Source organism: Kitasatospora sp. NE20-6 (genome assembly GCF_045862635.1).
This window is the reverse complement of the sequence record NZ_BPRL01000009.1, coordinates 35,034-51,427: the sequence shown is the minus strand read 5'-3', so window position 1 is coordinate 51,427 and position 16,394 is coordinate 35,034. Positions and strand designations below refer to the sequence as shown.

The 16,394-nt window shown below is 71.7% G+C and carries 17 protein-coding genes; 3 read left to right on the top strand and 14 right to left on the bottom strand.

Translation table 11 applies throughout. The features are described from left to right. Window positions 1-2: 2 nt before the first annotated feature. The 9 genes from rplC to rfbB all read right to left on the bottom strand — a co-directional run bounded on the left by rplC (window position 3) and on the right by rfbB (window position 7,729). Window positions 3-650 carry a 50S ribosomal protein L3 gene (gene rplC, locus SNE206_RS09930; RefSeq protein WP_407913005.1) on the bottom strand — a complete coding sequence of 216 codons (648 nt, stop codon included), beginning with the start codon at window positions 648-650 and terminating at the stop codon, window positions 3-5. 14 nt (window positions 651-664) lie between these two features. After that, window positions 665-973 (bottom strand): 30S ribosomal protein S10, encoded by a 309-nt coding sequence (gene rpsJ / locus SNE206_RS09925; RefSeq protein WP_012785157.1) that lies wholly within the window; start codon window positions 971-973, stop codon window positions 665-667. A gap of 475 nt (window positions 974-1,448) precedes the next feature. Beyond that, complete coding sequence (locus SNE206_RS09920; RefSeq protein ID WP_407913004.1) at window positions 1,449-2,000, bottom strand: hypothetical protein; 552 nt, start codon at window positions 1,998-2,000, stop codon at window positions 1,449-1,451. Window positions 2,001-2,397: 397 nt separating this feature from the next. Then, a complete protein-coding gene (locus tag SNE206_RS09915; protein ID WP_407913003.1) occupies window positions 2,398-3,705 on the bottom strand; it encodes a lipopolysaccharide biosynthesis protein in 1,308 nt (435 codons plus the stop codon). A 3-nt stretch (window positions 3,706-3,708) separates the two neighbouring features. Then, complete coding sequence (locus SNE206_RS09910) at window positions 3,709-4,593, bottom strand: glycosyltransferase family 2 protein (protein ID WP_407913002.1); 885 nt, start codon at window positions 4,591-4,593, stop codon at window positions 3,709-3,711. Between the two features lie 7 nt (window positions 4,594-4,600). Next, on the bottom strand, window positions 4,601-5,401 hold the full coding sequence (locus tag SNE206_RS09905; protein WP_407913001.1) for a glycosyltransferase family 2 protein: 801 nt from the start codon (window positions 5,399-5,401) through the stop codon (window positions 4,601-4,603). Next, complete coding sequence (locus SNE206_RS09900) at window positions 5,398-5,793, bottom strand: DUF2304 family protein (RefSeq protein WP_405012879.1); 396 nt, start codon at window positions 5,791-5,793, stop codon at window positions 5,398-5,400. The genes SNE206_RS09905 and SNE206_RS09900 overlap by 4 nt, the downstream gene beginning before the upstream one ends. 86 nt (window positions 5,794-5,879) lie before the next feature. Next, entirely contained in the window at window positions 5,880-6,758 is an 879-nt protein-coding gene (gene rfbD, locus SNE206_RS09895; RefSeq protein WP_407913000.1) for a dTDP-4-dehydrorhamnose reductase, read from the bottom strand. Then, on the bottom strand, window positions 6,755-7,729 hold the full coding sequence (rfbB, locus tag SNE206_RS09890; RefSeq protein WP_407912999.1) for a dTDP-glucose 4,6-dehydratase: 975 nt from the start codon (window positions 7,727-7,729) through the stop codon (window positions 6,755-6,757). The genes rfbD and rfbB overlap by 4 nt, the downstream gene beginning before the upstream one ends. An 84-nt stretch (window positions 7,730-7,813) precedes the next feature. On the opposite strand from rfbB, the gene rfbA reads away from it, so the two are divergent. Next, window positions 7,814-8,689 carry a glucose-1-phosphate thymidylyltransferase RfbA gene (rfbA, locus tag SNE206_RS09885; RefSeq protein ID WP_407912998.1) on the top strand — a complete coding sequence of 292 codons (876 nt, stop codon included), beginning with the start codon at window positions 7,814-7,816 and terminating at the stop codon, window positions 8,687-8,689. Window positions 8,690-8,700: 11 nt separating this feature from the next. Continuing rightward, window positions 8,701-9,276, top strand: a complete 576-nt coding sequence (gene rfbC, locus SNE206_RS09880) for a dTDP-4-dehydrorhamnose 3,5-epimerase (RefSeq protein ID WP_407912997.1) — start codon at window positions 8,701-8,703, stop codon at window positions 9,274-9,276. A 175-nt stretch (window positions 9,277-9,451) separates the two neighbouring features. On the opposite strand, the gene tuf is transcribed toward rfbC, so the two are convergent. The 5 genes from tuf to SNE206_RS09855 all read right to left on the bottom strand — a co-directional run bounded on the left by tuf (window position 9,452) and on the right by SNE206_RS09855 (window position 14,800). Beyond that, window positions 9,452-10,645 (bottom strand): elongation factor Tu, encoded by a 1,194-nt coding sequence (gene tuf / locus SNE206_RS09875; RefSeq protein WP_407912996.1) that lies wholly within the window; start codon window positions 10,643-10,645, stop codon window positions 9,452-9,454. A 218-nt stretch (window positions 10,646-10,863) separates the two neighbouring features. Then, the gene (fusA, locus tag SNE206_RS09870; protein ID WP_407912995.1) at window positions 10,864-12,969 is read right to left on the bottom strand and encodes an elongation factor G; all 2,106 of its coding nucleotides are present in this window, start codon (window positions 12,967-12,969) and stop codon (window positions 10,864-10,866) included. A gap of 39 nt (window positions 12,970-13,008) precedes the next feature. Continuing rightward, entirely contained in the window at window positions 13,009-13,479 is a 471-nt protein-coding gene (gene rpsG / locus SNE206_RS09865) for a 30S ribosomal protein S7 (RefSeq protein WP_405012872.1), read from the bottom strand. Between the two features lie 2 nt (window positions 13,480-13,481). Continuing rightward, window positions 13,482-13,853, bottom strand: a complete 372-nt coding sequence (rpsL, locus tag SNE206_RS09860) for a 30S ribosomal protein S12 (protein ID WP_014144289.1) — start codon at window positions 13,851-13,853, stop codon at window positions 13,482-13,484. A gap of 383 nt (window positions 13,854-14,236) precedes the next feature. After that, complete coding sequence (locus tag SNE206_RS09855; protein ID WP_407912994.1) at window positions 14,237-14,800, bottom strand: DUF1707 and DUF4190 domain-containing protein; 564 nt, start codon at window positions 14,798-14,800, stop codon at window positions 14,237-14,239. 243 nt (window positions 14,801-15,043) lie between these two features. Between SNE206_RS09855 and SNE206_RS09850 the strand changes: the two genes are divergently transcribed. Further along, a complete protein-coding gene (locus SNE206_RS09850) occupies window positions 15,044-16,351 on the top strand; it encodes a DUF2786 domain-containing protein (protein ID WP_407912993.1) in 1,308 nt (435 codons plus the stop codon). The last annotated feature ends 43 nt before the right edge of the window (window positions 16,352-16,394 follow it).

The following is a 16,394-nucleotide window of genomic DNA, read 5'->3' as shown; positions in this document are numbered from 1 at the left end:
CTTCACAGCCCCTTCGCCGCGGTGCGGACGAGGACGAGGCCGCCGTTGGGGCCCGGGATTGCGCCCTTGATGAGCAGCAGGCCCTTCTCCGCGTCGACCGCGTGCACGGTCAGGTTCTGGGTGGTCACACGCTCGTGGCCCATCCGACCCGCCATGCGCATGCCCTTGAACACGCGACCCGGGGTGGCGCAGCCACCGATGGAACCGGGCGAACGGTGCTTGCGCTGGGTGCCGTGACCGGCGCCGAGGCCCTTGAAGTTGTGACGCTTCATGACACCGGCGAAGCCCTTGCCCTTGGAGGTGCCGGTCACGTCGACCTTGACACCCGCCTCGAACAGCTCAGCGGTGATCTCCTGGCCGAGGGTGTACTCGGACGCGTCCGTCGTACGGATCTCGACCAGGTGGCGGCGCGGGGTGACACCGGCCTTGGCGAAGTGACCCACGAGGGGCTTGTTCACCTTGCGGGGGTCGATCTCGCCGAAGCCGAGCTGCACGGCGTCGTAGCCGGAAGCGCTGTCGGCGGTGTGGACCTGGGTCACGACATTCGGCCCAGCCTTGACGACGGTCACCGGGACGACCCGGTTGTTCTCGTCCCAGACCTGGGTCATGCCGAGCTTCTCGCCCAGGATGCCCTTAATCTGCTTAGCCATCTTCGGTGCGCCTCTCAGAGCTTGATCTCGATGTCGACGCCGGCCGGCAGGTCGAGACGCATGAGCGAGTCAACCGTCTTCGGCGTGGGGTCGAGGATGTCGATCAGACGCTTGTGAGTACGCATCTCGAAGTGCTCGCGCGAGTCCTTGTACTTGTGCGGCGAGCGGATGACGCAGTACACGTTCTTCTCAGTGGGCAGCGGCACCGGGCCTGCGACCTGCGCACCAGTACGAATCACCGTCTCGACGATCTTCTTCGCCGAGGAGTCGATGACCTCGTGGTCGTAGGCCTTGAGCCGGATGCGGATCTTCTGTCCCGCCATGGCTACTCAGTAGTCCTTTGTGTCGTTTGCTGCTACTGCGACCGGCTGGGTCCGGGTGGACTCGTCCGGCGGCGCCCCCGGGTGGTTACCTCGCGGTCTCCCTCCGACCCCCGCGGTCGGGCGTGTCGCCCTACCGCTTGCAAAAAACCAAAGAGGTTTCACACCCTCTTCGGTTCCAGCTCCGGGATCGGTGAGGTCTTGCACCCACCAGGCGCCGGGTCGAGGCCCCGTCCACGCTTCCCGGAAGATTCCCGTACGTCCGCCCCGCAGCTGCCGCGGTGTCGCTTACACACCACTGCGTCCACATACAGCACGTGAACACATGAACGGCCATCACGGGAACGACGAGTACATGGGACTCGCTTCCGGTCCTCCCGGCGGGAGGCGCGCAGCATCGGCACTCAACCGAGCAACTTGGACATACTGCCATACGGCGGAGCCCAAACGCCAATCGGGCGCTTTTCTGCGGCGCCCGTCACTCCCCGGCAGGGGGCTGCCCGCACACCCGGGCGTCCGGCCCTCCCGGCCCGTCCAGGCCGAGGTCCACGGACTCGGTGCCCGCCGTCCCGCCGCGCACCGCCCCGACCTCCAGGGCGCCCCGCAGGTCGCCCGGCAGGGTCACCGCGTAGACGGTGCGGGCACCGTCGCCGGCCGGGGCGCCGCCCGCTTCCCGGAAGGGCAGGTACGTGCCGCCGCAGGCCACGCCGGTGACCCGCTCGCCGTCGGCGGCGAGCAGCAGGCGCCACCCGCCGGGCCCGGCCGCCGGGCCGAACACCCGGACGGTGCGCGGCTCCCGGCCCGCGGGCAGGTCGGCGGCGGCCCGGACGGCGCGGTCCAGCTCGGGATCGGCCGGGGGCGCGGCCGACGCGGCCGCGCCCCCTGACGTCGCGCGCTCCGGCGTGACCGGGGCGGACGCTCCCCCGTCGCCGGTGCGTCCCGGGGCGCAGCCCGCGGCCAGGACGGCCGCCACCGCCACCGCGACGACGGCCGCGGGACGGGCGGTGCGGGAGGGCGTACGGAAGCGCATGGGTCACGTCCGGGGGGCAGGAGGTCGGGGTCCGGGTCCGGGTCCGGGGGCGACGGTACCCGGCCCCGCCGTACGGGCCCGCACGGCGGGGCGGGGCAGGGCAGGGCAGGCCCGGTCAGCCGGAGCGCCGCTGCCAGCCGGAGCGCCGCTGCCAGCCGGAGTCCAGCCCGGCCGGGCCCGGCGTGCGTCCGGCCCGGCCCGTCCACCGCTGCCGCCGTCCGTGCTCCGATGTCATCGCTCTCCCCCGTCGCTCCCCCGCCGCCCGTGCGGACGGCCTCACCCATCCAGACGCTGCGGGCGGCACTCCGGGTCGCACCCCAGGCCGACTGTTCGCGCACGTCCGTGGTCCGGGCCCGGACGGCTCGGGGGTGCGGCCGGGCGATGCGGGGGCCGCCGGTCAGGCGGAGGGGATCGGCTCCGCCTCGGCGCCGGCAGGGGCCGAGGCCGAGGGGCGGCGCGGAACGGCGCCGCGCAGGCTCCACAGCATGCCGGCGGCACAGGCGAGCGGGCCGGCGGCGAAGGCGACGCAGACCCGGCCCTCGATCGGCCCCGGCACCAGGGTGACGCCGACCAGGACGGCGGTGCCGAACAGCCAGCAGAGCAGCTGGGCGCGGTGCCGGTGCAGCACGATGAGCGCCTGGCCGAGGACCATGGCGAGCAGGTAGCCGAAGGCACCGAGGCACAGGCAGAGGAAGTCGGCGCGGTCGAGCACCTCGGGTGCGGCGAACAGCAGGTGGATCAGCCACGGCCCGAGCACGACGGCGGGCACGGAGATCGCGACGCACAGCAGGGTGACCGCCGCGCACGCCCTGCGCAGCATGGCCAGGAAGTCGGCGTGCCGGCCGGCCGCCGCGGCGCCGGCCAGGCCGGACAGCAGCGACGCCTGGAGCGCGCCGAACACGAAGATCGGCACCCGGGCGAGGACGAGGGCGCTGAGCAGCGCGGCGACGAGGTCGACCTGGTCCGGTTCCAGGAGCTGGACGCTCATCACGGCGGCGCTGACCATCCACTGCGCGAGCAGGGTCGAGACCATGAGCGGGCCGAGGCCGCGGACGAGGCCGGGCCAGGGCTGCGGCGGTCCGGGGCGGACGGCGCGGACGGTGGCGGGCAGCGTCGCGAGCAGCGCCAGCAGGGGCGCGACGGTCATGATCAGGCTGAACGCGAGGGCGGAGTGCAGGCCCGCGGCGGCGCACCCGAACGCGAGCAGCATCCGCAGCGCGCCGTCGACGGCCAGTTGGGTGCCGTACGGCGTGAAGCGGCCGAGGCCGGCGAGGATGCCGCGGGTGAGGTAGCAGAACGCCATGGCGGCGAAGGCGCTGCCGAGGGCCGCGACGAGGGCGGTGTCCCCGTGCAGCAGGAGGTCCGCCAGGGGGCGGGCGAACGCCGCCATCAGGGCGAGGATGACGCCGAGGATGCCGCAGGTGAGCAGTGTCGCGCGGCGCAGGACGGGCCGGGCGCCCTCGCCGCGGACGGTGCGGGCCGCGACGATCCGGGTGAGTTCCTGTTCGAGCGGGAGGAACAGCCCGATGCCGACGGACATGACGATCGTCCACAGCACGGAGACGCCGGCCATGGCCTCGGTGGTGAGGCTGTGCCCGGCGACGGCCAGTTGCAGGTAGGAGGCGACGCCGAGGACGGCGGTGCCGACGGCGACCGTCCGGATGCCGGCCGGCAGGGCGGTGGCGAGGCTGCGCAGGCGCTTCATGGGTCAGCGGGCCGCGTGCTTGATCATGGCGTTGACTCCCGGGCGGCCGGCGTGCCGGGCGGCGCCCGGGAGCAGGGTGATGGCGTGCAGGCGGGAGGACAGGTGCAGCCGGGAGACCTTGGCGGCGCGGTGCCAGCCGAGGGCGTCGAGGCGGTCGGCGGTCTCCCGGAAGAAGCGCTTGGCCTCCTCGAAGCGGCTGCCGGTGTACGCCGTGGCCGAGGACTCGCTGCCGGCGTGCCGGCGGTAGCTGAAGCAGACCTCGGGGGCGGTGGCCAGGGACTCCCCCGCGACGAGCAGGTCGACGACGAGCGCGAGGTCCTGGATGACGCCGAGGTCGGCGCGGAAGCCGTACGGGCGGACGGCTTCGGTGCGCCAGCAGATCGACGGGAAGTAGAGCCAGTTGCCGCGCAGCAGGCTGACGGCGAGGTCCTCGCCGCCGAGGAGGTCGCGGCCGGGGCCCTTCGGGGCGTACAGGCGGCGCTTGGTGCGGTCGACGAGGGTGTCGTACGGCTGCCCGTCGGTGCCGACGACCTCGACGCCGGGCTGGATCATCGCGGCCCGGGGCTCGCGGGCCACGGCGGCGCGGACGACGTCGAGGTAGGTCGGGTGCATGAGGTCGTCGCAGCCCATGAGCACGAGGTACTCGTACTCGGCGAGGGCGACGCAGCGGTTGAAGTTGCCGGTGACGCCGAGGTTGGCGTCGTTGCGGAAGTACCGCACGCGCGGGTCGGCCAGGGCCTCGAACCACTCGGGCACGCCGGGCTCCTTGCCGTCGTCCACGACGGTGAGGCGCCAGTCGTCGCCGCTCTGCGCGAGGACGCTGTGCACGGCGTCCTGCATGAGTCGGACGTCGCCGTAGTACGGCAGGAGGATCTCGTAGCGGGACACGTGGCTCCTAGACCTCGGCCTCGGCGGGGACGGCCGCGGGCGTCCGCCGGGCGGCGAAGGCCCGGTAGAAGTCGGACCCGGGGGCGAAGTCCCGGACGTGGCGGGGCATCCGGCGGATCACGGCGAGGAGCAGGACGAGCCCGGCGCGGACGAGGTAGACCATCGCCTTGAGCGGCGAGGCGCTGGGGCGGCCGGTGGTGCGGGCGCGCATCGCGACCGGCACCTGGCGGACGGTGAAGCCGCAGCGGGCGGCGCCGACCAGGCTCTCGACGGTGTCGCCGAGGTACTCGACGGGGTACCAGCGGGCGAAGAACTCGATCAGCGGCCGGTTGCAGGCGCGGAAGCCCGAGGTGGTGTCGGTCAGCCGGGCGCCGGCGATGCGGGAGAGCACGAGGGAGAGCAGCTTCATCGCCCAGCGGCGCGGCCCGCGCACCCGGTAGTCGCCCTCGCCGTCGAAGCGGGCGCCGATGACGAGGTCGGCGTCGGCCAGGCGCTCCAGCAGGAGCGGCACGTAGAACGGGTCGTGCTGGCCGTCCGCGTCGACCTGGACGGCGACGTCGTAGTCGTGCTGCTGCGCGTAGCGGTAGCCGAGGCGCATGGCGCCGCCGACGCCGAGGTTGAACGGCAGCCGGGCGACGGCGGAGCCCGCCGCGGCGGCGACCTCGGCGGTGCGGTCGGTGGATCCGTCGTCGACGACGAGCGTGTCGACGTGCGGCAGCTGGCGCTTGATCTCGCCCAGCACGGCGGGCAGGCCGTCGGCCTCGTTCCAGGCGGGCAGGATGATCAGGACGCGCTGGCCAGTGGTCACGGCGTGGCCTCCGGGGTGGTGGCGGGGAGGGAGGCGTGCTGGGGGCCGGTGAGGATGCCCTGTTCGGCGAGCTGGGCGCGTATCAGGGCGACGTCCTCGGCGAGGGTGCGGGTCTCCGCCTCAAGGCGGCTCGCCTCCCAGCTGAGGTGGAGGCTGACCAGCAGGACGAGCACGAAGCCGGCGAAGAGCACGAGGCTCACGCCGGACGCGACGCCGAGCCGGCGGGCGGTGGAGTCGAGCAGCGAGGGGAAGAAGCCGAGGGGCGCTATGGCGAGGCCGATGGTCAGCCATATCGCCGCGTACTTCTCGCGGAGCTGCTGGCGGCGCAGCAGCTCCAGGATGTAGGCGAGCACCACCACGCCGGTGATCGAGGTGAGGATGGAGAGTTGCACTGCCGGCGCCTTCCGTGCGCGGGGCGGTCCCCGTGGGTGGCCAACAGCCTAAGGCAGCGGCCCCACGCACTCGAACGGGTGGTCGGCTAGGTGCCGGGGGTGACGAGGTCGCGGAAGGCGGGGCGGCGCAGGGCGGCGGCGAGCGAGTCCCGCCAGTCCGGCAGCGGTGCGAGGCCCGCGGCGGCCCACCGGTCGTGGCCGAGCACGCTCCAGGCGGGCCGTACGGCCGGGCGGGGGAACGCGGCCGAGGTGGTCGGCCTGATCCGCTCGGGGTCGAGCCCGGCGAGGGCGTACGCCTCGCGGGCGAGCCCGTACCACGTGGTGCGGCCCGCGGCGGTGCCGTGGTAGACGCCGGCCGGGGCGTGCGGGGCGCGGCCGAGGGCGAGCAGCTGCCGGGCGAGGTCGTGCGACCAGGTGGGCTGTCCGTGCTGGTCGTCGACGACGTCGACGGTGGCGCGGACGGCGGCGAGCTTCAGCATGGTGGCCACGAAGTTCGGCCCGTGCTCGCCGTACAGCCATGCGGTGCGCACGACGTAGCCGGTGCCGGGGAGGAGTTCCAGCACCGCCTGCTCCCCGGCGAGCTTGGAGCGGCCGTAGGCGTTGACGGGTCCGGTCGCGGCGGACTCCGGGCAGGGCCGGTCGGTGTCGCCGGGGAGGACGTAGTCGGTGGAGACCTGGAGGAGCCGGGCACCGGCCTCGCGGCAGGCGAGGGCGAGGTGGCGCGCGCCGGCGCCGTTGACGGCGGTGGCGGCGGCCTCGGCGCTCTCCGCGCCGTCGACGTCCGTCCAGGCCGCGCAGTTCACGACCACCTCGTGGCCGTGCACGGCCTCGCGGACGGCCTGCGCGTCGGTGACGTCGAGCGCGGACCGGTCGAGCCCGGTGGCCTTCTCGCCGGCCTCGTCGAGCACGGCCAGCAGGTCGCGCCCGAGCATGCCGCCGGCGCCGGTGACGAGCCAGGTCGTCATGCGAGGGCCGCCCGGGCCTTGAGCGGCTCCCACCAGGCGCGGTTCTCGCGGTACCAGGCGATGGTGTCGGCGAGGCCGTCGGCGAAGGAGACCTGCGGCTCGTAGCCGAGCTCCTCGCGGATGCGGGTGATGTCGAGCGAGTAGCGCAGGTCGTGGCCCTTGCGGTCCTCGACGTGCTCGACCATGTCCCATCCGGCGCCCGCGGCCTCCAGCAGGAGGCCGGTGAGCTCCTTGTTGGTGATCTCGGTGCCGCCGCCGATGTTGTAGACCCGGCCGGCCCGGCCGCCGCGCAGGGCGAGGTCGATGCCCCGGCAGTGGTCGGAGACGTGCAGCCAGTCGCGGACGTTGCCGCCCTCGCCGTACAGCGGCACCTTCCGCCCGTCGAGGAGGTTGGTGGTGAACAGCGGGACGACCTTCTCCGGGAACTGGTGGTGCCCGTAGTTGTTGGAGCAGCGGGTGACCACCACGTCCATGCCGTGGGTGCGGTGGTAGGCGAGCGCCAGCAGGTCGGAGGAGGCCTTGGAGGCCGAGTACGGGGAGTTCGGCGCCAGCGGCCAGTCCTCGGTCCAGGAGCCCTCGCTGATCGAGCCGTACACCTCGTCGGTGGAGACGTGGACGAAGCGGCCGACGCCGTGGTGGCGCGCGGCGTCGAGCAGCACCTGGGTGCCGACGACGTTGGTCCGCACGAACGGTCCGGCGCCCTCGATGGACCGGTCGACGTGCGACTCGGCGGCGAAGTGGACGACCACGTCGTGGCCGGCCATCGCGGCGTCCACCGCCTCGGGGTCGCAGATGTCGGCCCGGACGAAGCGGTAGCCCGGGTGGTCGGCGACCGGTGCGAGGTTGGCCTCGACGCCCGAGTAGGTGAGCTTGTCGAGCACGGTGATGCGGGCCGAGGCGTCGGCCCGGAGCTGCGAACGGACGAACTCGGAGCCGATGAAACCGGCGCCGCCGGTGACCAAGATGCGCATAGTGCGCGCAGTCTACCGGCGGGCCCCGGCCGGCCCGAGGACGTCCGCCAGGGAGGCCGGACGGGCTCCCGTAGGCTGCTGCCCATGCGTGGAATCCTGCTGGCCGGCGGTACCGGCTCCCGCCTGTGGCCGCTCACCCGGGCCGTCTCGAAACAGCTGCTCCCGGTCTTCGACAAGCCGATGGTCTACTACCCGCTGTCCACCCTGGTGATGGCGGGCATCGACGAGATCCTCATCGTCACGACCGCGGAGGACCAGCCGCAGTTCCACCGGCTGCTCGGCGACGGCTCCCAGCTCGGCCTGAGGCTGCAGTACGCCGTCCAGGAGCGGCCGGAGGGCATCGCGCAGGCCTTCGTGCTGGGCGCGGACTTCATCGGCGACGCACCGGTGGCCCTGATCCTGGGCGACAACATCTTCCACGGCAGCGGGCTCGGCACCCGGCTCGCCCAGCACACGGATCCCAAGGGCGGGCTGGTCTTCGCCTACCCGGTCGCCGACCCGACGGCGTACGGCGTGGTGGAGTTCGACGGGGACGGCCGGGTGCTGTCGATCGAGGAGAAGCCGCAGCAGCCGAAGTCGCGGTACGCGGTGCCCGGGCTGTACTTCTACGACAACCGCGTCGTGGAGATCGCGCGCGGCCTGAGGCCCAGCGCCCGGGGCGAGCTGGAGATCACCGCGGTCAACGACGCCTACCTGCGGTCCGGCGAGCTGCAGGTGACGAAGCTGGACCGCGGCACGGCCTGGCTGGACACCGGGACGTTCGTCTCGATGGTGCAGGCCTCGGAGTTCGTCCGGGTCATCGAGGAGCGCCAGGGCCTCAAGATCGGCTGCATCGAGGAGGCCTGCTGGCGGGCCGGCCTGATCGACTCGGACCGGCTGCGCGCACTCGCCGAACCGTTGACGAAGAGCGGGTACGGCCAGTACCTGCTGCACCTGCTGCAGGAAGAGAACTCCCGGTGAAGTTCCGCGCGTTGGCCATTCCAGGCGCCTTCGAGATCACGCCCCGGCTGCACGGCGACCCGCGCGGCCTGTTCACCGAGTGGTACCGCTTCGACCGGCTCGCCGAACACGTCGGCCACCCGTTGCGCCTCGCCCAGGCCAACCTCTCGGTGTCGGCCCGCGGCGTCGTGCGCGGCATCCACTTCGCGGACGTGCCGCCCGGCCAGGCCAAGTACGTGAGCTGCGTCCGGGGCGCGGTGCTGGACGTGCTGGTGGACCTGCGCACCGGCTCCCCCGCCTTCGGGCGCTGGGAGGGCGTGCGGCTGGACGACACCGACCGCCGCGCGGTCTACGTCCCGGAGGGCGTCGGCCACGGCTTCTGCGCGCTCACCGACGACGCCACGCTGTCGTACCTCTGCTCGGAGGCGTACAACCCGGTCGGCGAGCACGCCGTGCACCCGCTCGACCCGGACCTCGGCATCGCCTGGCCCGCCGACGCCCCGCAGCTGTCCGACCGCGACGCGGCCGCGCCCTCGCTGGCCGAGGCGCTCGCGTCCGGCCTGCTGCCCTCCTACGAGGCCTGCCGGGCGTACACCGCCGGCCTCTGACACCCCGGCGCGGGCGGCGGCCGCCACCGGGCCGCCGCCCGGTGGCGACGGCGGCCGCCGGGAACCCGGCACCGGACATGCGAGAGGGCCCGCCCTCCCGTCCTTGCGGACGGAGGAGCGGGCCCTCTCGTTGCCTTGCGGCGAGCCTGCCGAACGGCGGGCCGGGGTCAGATCATCACTTGATGATCTTGGTGACCTGGCCGGCGCCGACGGTGCGGCCACCCTCACGGATGGCGAACTTGAGGCCCTCCTCCATGGCGATGGGCTGGATCAGCGCAACGGTCATGGCGGTGTTGTCGCCCGGCATGACCATCTCGGTGCCCTCGGGGAGGGTCACGACGCCGGTCACGTCCGTGGTACGGAAGTAGAACTGCGGGCGGTAGTTGTTGAAGAACGGGGTGTGACGGCCACCCTCGTCCTTCGACAGGATGTACGACTGGGCCTCGAAGTCGGTGTGCGGCGTGACCGAACCCGGCTTGATGATGACCTGGCCGCGCTCGACATCCTCGCGCTTGATGCCACGGAGGAGCAGACCGACGTTCTCGCCCGCCTGGCCCTCGTCGAGCAGCTTGCGGAACATCTCGATACCGGTGACCGTGGTGGTGGTCTTGGTGGTCTTGATGCCGATGATGTCGACGGTCTCGTTGACCTTGAGGACACCACGCTCGATGCGACCGGTGACGACGGTGCCACGACCGGTGATCGTGAAGACGTCCTCGATCGGCATCAGGAACGGGAGCTCGGTGGCGCGCGCCGGGGTCGGGATCGACTCGTCGACGGCGGCCATCAGGCCGAGGAGCTTCTGGCCCCACTCGGCGTCGCCCTCGAGCGCCTTCAGCGCCGAGACGCGCACGACCGGCAGGTCGTCGCCCGGGAACTCGTACTCGGAGAGGAGCTCACGGACCTCGAGCTCGACGAGCTCCAGGATCTCCTCGTCGTCCACCATGTCGGCCTTGTTCAGGGCGACGACGATGTAGGGGACGCCGACCTGGCGGGCCAGGAGGACGTGCTCCTTGGTCTGCGGCATCGGGCCGTCGGTGGCGGCGACGACGAGGATCGCACCGTCCATCTGGGCCGCACCGGTGATCATGTTCTTGATGTAGTCCGCGTGACCCGGGCAGTCGACGTGGGCGTAGTGACGCGCCTCGGTCTGGTACTCGACGTGCGCGATGGAGATGGTGATACCGCGCTGCCGCTCCTCCGGCGCCTTGTCGATCTGGTCGAACGGCGTGAAGGGGTTGATCTCCGGGTAAGCGTCGTGCAGCACCTTGGTGATCGCCGCGGTCAGCGTGGTCTTACCGTGGTCGATGTGACCGATGGTGCCGATGTTGACGTGGGGCTTCGTCCGCTCGAACTTCGCCTTCGCCACTGCAGTCCTCCTGAGGACAGTTCTGTACGCCGTACGACGTCAGTTGGTCTGGATCGGGTTTGGGAACGTGGCGCCGGTAGCGCCCCGTGCCGTCCCGCGGGGTGGGGTGCCGGAGGGCCCGGGGGGATCTGGGGAGATCCCCCCGAGTTTCCTCCTTCTAGCCTAAGGGGTCGGGAAAGTCCCGTATGTCGGCAGCATGCGCCGCCGGCACGGTGGAACTACTCGCCCTTGGACTTGGCGATGATGTCGTCCGCCACGTTCCGCGGAACCTCGGCGTACGAGTCGAACTGCATCGAGTAGCTTGCGCGACCAGAGGTCTTGCTGCGCAGGTCACCGACGTAGCCGAACATCTCGGAGAGCGGGACGAGCGCCGAAACGACGCGGGCGCCGTGACGCTCGTCCATGGAACGGATCTGACCGCGACGGGAGTTGATGTCGCCGATCACGTCGCCCATGTAGTCCTCGGGCGTGGTGACCTCGACGGCCATCATCGGCTCCAGGATGGCCGGGGAGGCCTTCCGGGCGCCTTCCTTGAACGCCATCGAACCGGCGATCTTGAACGCGAGCTCGGACGAGTCGACGTCGTGCGACGCACCGTCGAGCAGGGTCACGCGAACGCCCTGGAGCGGGTACCCGGCGAGGACACCGAACTCCATGGCCTCCTGGCAGCCGGCGTCGACCGAAGGGATGTACTCCTTCGGCACGCGGCCACCGGTGACCTTGTTGACGAACTCGTAGCCCTCGCCGGACTCGAGCGGCTCGATCGCGATCTGGATCTTCGCGAACTGGCCCGAGCCACCGGTCTGCTTCTTGTGCGTGTAGTCGATGCGCTCGACGCCCTTGCGGATCGTCTCGCGGTACGCGACCTGCGGCTTGCCGACGTTGGCCTCGACCTTGAACTCACGCTTCATACGGTCGACCAGCACCTCGAGGTGCAGCTCGCCCATACCCGCGATGATGGTCTGGCCGGTCTCCTCGTCCGTGTTGACCTGGAAGGACGGGTCCTCCTCGGCCAGGCGCTGGATGGCGGTACCGAGCCGCTCCTGGTCGCCCTTGGACTTCGGCTCGATCGCGACGCGGATGACCGGGGCCGGGAAGTCCATGGACTCCAGGATGACCGGCTGCTTCTCGTCGGACAGGGTCTCGCCGGTGGTGGTCTGCTTGAGACCCATGACGGCGACGATGTCGCCGGCGCCCACCGAGTCGATCTCCTCACGCTTGTTCGCGTGCATGCGGTAGATCTTGCCGATGCGCTCCTTGCGGCCCTTCACCGCGTTGAGGACGGCGGTGCCGGCCTCAAGGCGCCCGGAGTAGATCCGGACGAAGGTGAGCTTGCCCAGGTGCGGGTCGGACATGATCTTGAACGCGAGCGCGGCGAGCGGCTCGTCGTCCGAGGCCTTGCGCGAGATCTTCACCGAGTCGTCGCCGGGCTTGGTGCCCTCGATGGACTCGATGTCCAGCGGCGACGGCAGGTACTTCACGACGGCGTCGAGCAGGGGCTGAACGCCCTTGTTCTTGAACGCGGTGCCGCAGAAGATCGGCGTGAAGGCGGACTCCAGCGTGCCCTTGCGGATCGCGGCGATCAGCAGCTCCTCGGGGATGTCGTCGCCCTCCAGGGCGAGCTCCATCACCTCGTCGCTGACGTTCGACACGGTGTCGAGCAGCGCCTCGCGGTACTCGGCCGCCTTGTCGGCGAGCTCGGCCGGGATGTCGACGACGTCGTACATCTCGCCCTTGGTCGCCTCGGGCGACCAGACCAGGGCCTTCATCTTCACCAGGTCGACGACGCCGACGAAGTCGGACTCCGCGCCGATCGGCAGCTGCATGACCAGCGGGGTCGCGCCGAGGCGGTCCACGATGGTCTGCACGCAGAAGTAGAAGTCGGCGCCCGTGCGGTCCAGCTTGTTGATGAAGCAGATGCGCGGGACGCCGTAGCGGTCAGCCTGCCGCCACACGGTCTCGGACTGGGGCTCGACGCCGGCGACGCCGTCGAACACCGTCACCGCACCGTCGAGCACGCGGAGCGAACGCTCCACCTCGACGGTGAAGTCGACGTGGCCCGGGGTGTCGATGATGTTGATGGTGTTGTCGACGCCGTCGAGCGTCCAGTGACAGGTCGTCGCGGCCGACGTGATCGTGATGCCGCGCTCCTGCTCCTGCTCCATCCAGTCCATCGTGGCAGCGCCGTCGTGGACCTCACCGATCTTGTACGAGACACCGGTGTAGAACAGGATCCGCTCGGTGGTGGTGGTCTTGCCCGCGTCGATGTGCGCCATGATCCCGATGTTGCGGACCCTGGCGAGGTCAAGGGAGGTTGCAGCCATGGTGGCTCGTTCTCTCTCTGTCTAGTGACGGGGTTAGGACTACCAGCGGTAGTGCGCGAAGGCCTTGTTGGACTCGGCCATCTTGTGGGTGTCCTCGCGACGCTTCACCGAGGCGCCCAGACCGTTGCTCGCGTCCAGGATCTCGTTGAGCAGGCGCTCGGTCATGGTCTTCTCGCGGCGGGCGCGGGAGTAGCCGACGAGCCAGCGCAGGGCCAGCGTGTTGGCGCGGCCGGGCTTGACCTCGATCGGGACCTGGTAGGTCGCGCCACCGACACGGCGGGACTTGACCTCAAGGGTCGGCTTGACGTTCTCCAGGGCGCGCTTGAGCGCGACCACCGGGTCGGCGCCGGTCTTCTCGCGGACGCCCTCAAGGGCGCCGTACACGATCCGCTCGGCGGTGGAGCGCTTGCCGTGCAGCAGGATCTTGTTGACCAGCGAGGTCACCAGCGGGGAGCCGTAAACCGGGTCGATGATGACCGGGCGCTTCGGGGCGGGGCCCTTACGAGGCATGGTTACTTCTCCTTCTTGGCGCCGTAGCGGCTGCGGGCCTGCTTGCGGTTCTTGACACCCTGGGTGTCGAGGGAACCGCGGATGATCTTGTAGCGGACACCAGGAAGGTCCTTCACACGGCCACCGCGGACCAGCACGATGGAGTGCTCCTGCAGGTTGTGGCCCTCGCCCGGAATGTAAGCGGTGACCTCGATCCCGCTGGTGAGGCGCACACGGGCGACCTTACGAAGCGCCGAGTTCGGCTTCTTCGGGGTGGTCGTGTACACACGCGTGCAGACGCCGCGTCGCTGCGGCGAGCCCTTGAGGGCGGGCGTCTTGTTCTTCTCGACCTTGTCCTGCCGGCCCTTTCGGACCAGCTGCTGGATCGTAGGCACCGTTTCTCCGTTTTCTGTGTGCCAAGGCTGCGTAAAACTAACCTGGGGCGAACCCAACCCTCCGACCCACGCGGTCGGGTGTGTTGGGCCTCCTGACGGAGGACGCGCGGAATCCCATGAGCTAGGGCAGCGTCGGCGCTCGCACGGCAAGAGCGGGATAGCGCTCTGCTACGGCGGCCGGTCTGCTGGCACGCACAAGGACCCGGGGACACCCCAGGCACGAAACAGAGCGTACCTAGCGCATCGGCGGCGGTCAAAACAAATGGAACGCCGCAGCTCACCCGGGACGGCGCAAGATCAGCCGGACGACGGGAAAATGTCCCGCCGTCCTATCACACACACCACCCCTCCGCCACCGGAGCGGGCCGGGAGCCGGACCCCGGTCAGACCGAGGAGGCAAGCGCCAGCAGGATCATCATCGCCCATCCGCCGATCGACAGCCACCCGATCACCAGGCCGGCGGTGGCCATCCCGTCGCCCTCCTCGTGCCCCTGCTTCAGCTGCGACTTCGCCATGTGCCCGGTCACCACCGCGGGGACGCCCAGCATCCCGAAGGTCGGCAGGCAGAGCAGCCCGAGCACCATCGAGGCGATCGCCAGACCGTTCGTCCGCACCGGGACGTACGGCATCGGCGGCGGCAGGAAGGCCTGCGGCACGACCGGTCCCACCTGGGAGATCTGCGGCGCGACCATCGGCCCGGACGGCAGGTCGCCGACCAGGTGGGAGAGCTGCCCGTACGTCTGCGCGCGGTGCGCGGCGTCGAAGCGCTGCGAGTACTCCTCGGCCGTCAGCCGGCCCTCCGCGTACGCGGCCTTCAGGACGTCGACCGTCCGCTCGCGGTCCGCGTGGGCGGCGCGCATCGCGGACTGGGGGGACTGCGCGGGCTGCCACGGCTGCGGCTGCTGCCCGTACGGCTGCTGCGGCTGCCCCCACGGCTGTACGGCCATCCCGGCCACCTCCCTGACGCCCCGTCGCGCGCTGTGCGCACGCTGTGCCCCTACAGAATGCAGGACGAGTGGGCGGGGCGAGTAGTTGCCGGTGCGGCCCCACGGATTCACCGGCCGCGGCCGCACGCCCGTACGGGCACCCCGCGGTGTGACGCACGCCGCACGCCCCGGGCCGCCCCGGCCGCTCCGGCATCATGGACGGGCCGGGTCGGCAGTCGGACGGCGGTGGACGGAAGAGGCACAGTGGGCAAGCGCAGCAGCAGGGACGGGCAGGGTACGGCCGTCGACGGACTGCTGGCACAGGCGGTCGGGCAGGTGGTCGCGGCGTCCCCGGACGGCCTCGACTACGCGCTCGACGTCGGGGCGTCGCTGCTGGCGGCGTCCGCGGAGCAGTGGCCCGAGGTGAGCCGGGCGCTCCTCGCGCACACGGAGCGGACCGTCGGACGGTGCTGGAGCGCCGGGTGGCGGCCGGCCGACGTGGTGCGGGTGGTGCGCCGCAGCCTCGGACCTGCGCACCTGGCGCTCGCCGTCGACCTGATCGCCGCCGAGGGCCGGCGGCACCCGGCGTCCTCGCTGGACCGCCGCTGGCACGAGCAGCTGCGCGAGCTGGCCGTCGAGGTGTGGTGGGACCGCGATGCGGCCTTCCTGTCGGCGTTCGCGGAACGCCACCGGCTCGACCGCTTCGCCCTGGCGACGGCCGCGCTGGAGGTGCTGCGGACCTGGTCGCTGCTGCCGCCGGTCGCGCCCGTCGGCCCGGTGCCGGGGCAGGGCGCGCCGTCCGCCCGGCCGTTCGCCGGGGCGGCCGTCCGGTCGGCGGGCGAGCCGCGGATGCTCGGACGGATCCGGGCCCTCCTCGCGAAGGCCGAGTCGACCGAGTTCCCGGACGAGGCCGAGGCACTGAGCGCCAAGGCGCAGCAGCTGATGGCGCAGTACTCGATCGACGAGGCGCTGCTGGCCGTCGGCGCGCGGGCCGAGGACGCGCCCGCCGCGCTGCGGATCGGGGTCGACAACCCGTACGAGAGCCCGAAGGCGATGCTGCTGGACGCGGTCGCGGCGGCCAACCGCTGCCGGGTGGTGTGGGCGAAGGAGTTCGGCTTCTGCACGGTGATCGGCTTCGACGCCGACCTGGACGCGGTGGAGCTGCTCTACACCTCGCTGCTCGTCCAGGCGACGGCGGCGATGAGCCGCGCCGGCAGCCGGAAGCACAAGGACGGCGCGCCCCGGACGAAGGCGTTCCGCCAGTCGTTCCTGATCTCCTATGCTGCGCGGATCCGCGAGCGGCTGACCGAGGCCACCGAGCGGACGACCGCGGAGGCCGCGGCCGGACGGCACCTGCGCGAGGACGGCACCTCCGAGCAACTCGTGCCGGACGAACGGCTGCTGCCCGCGCTGGCCGCCCGCGGGCAGGCCGTGGACGAGACCGTGGGGCAGATGTTCCCGAAGCTGGTCTCGCAGCGCGTGCGGGTCAGCGACGGCGAGGGCTGGGCGGCCGGCCGGGCCGCCGCCGACCGGGCGGCGATCCACGGGCGCGCCGGGGCCATCGGGCACTGAGCCGGACGCCACCGGGCGGACGGTACGGGCGGACCACACGGGG

Coding starts and splice junctions, on each gene's coding strand:
- rplC (WP_407913005.1), bottom strand. CDS start 650: ATGGCTAAGCAGATTAAGGGCATCCTGGGCGAGAAGCTCGGCATGACC.
- rpsJ (WP_012785157.1), bottom strand. CDS start 973: ATGGCGGGACAGAAGATCCGCATCCGGCTCAAGGCCTACGACCACGAG.
- SNE206_RS09920 (WP_407913004.1), bottom strand. CDS start 2,000: ATGCGCTTCCGTACGCCCTCCCGCACCGCCCGTCCCGCGGCCGTCGTC.
- SNE206_RS09915 (WP_407913003.1), bottom strand. CDS start 3,705: ATGAAGCGCCTGCGCAGCCTCGCCACCGCCCTGCCGGCCGGCATCCGG.
- rfbD (WP_407913000.1), bottom strand. CDS start 6,758: ATGACGACCTGGCTCGTCACCGGCGCCGGCGGCATGCTCGGGCGCGAC.
- rfbB (WP_407912999.1), bottom strand. CDS start 7,729: ATGCGCATCTTGGTCACCGGCGGCGCCGGTTTCATCGGCTCCGAGTTC.
- rfbA (WP_407912998.1), top strand. CDS start 7,814: ATGCGTGGAATCCTGCTGGCCGGCGGTACCGGCTCCCGCCTGTGGCCG.
- fusA (WP_407912995.1), bottom strand. CDS start 12,969: ATGGCTGCAACCTCCCTTGACCTCGCCAGGGTCCGCAACATCGGGATC.
- rpsG (WP_405012872.1), bottom strand. CDS start 13,479: ATGCCTCGTAAGGGCCCCGCCCCGAAGCGCCCGGTCATCATCGACCCG.
- SNE206_RS09855 (WP_407912994.1), bottom strand. CDS start 14,800: ATGGCCGTACAGCCGTGGGGGCAGCCGCAGCAGCCGTACGGGCAGCAG.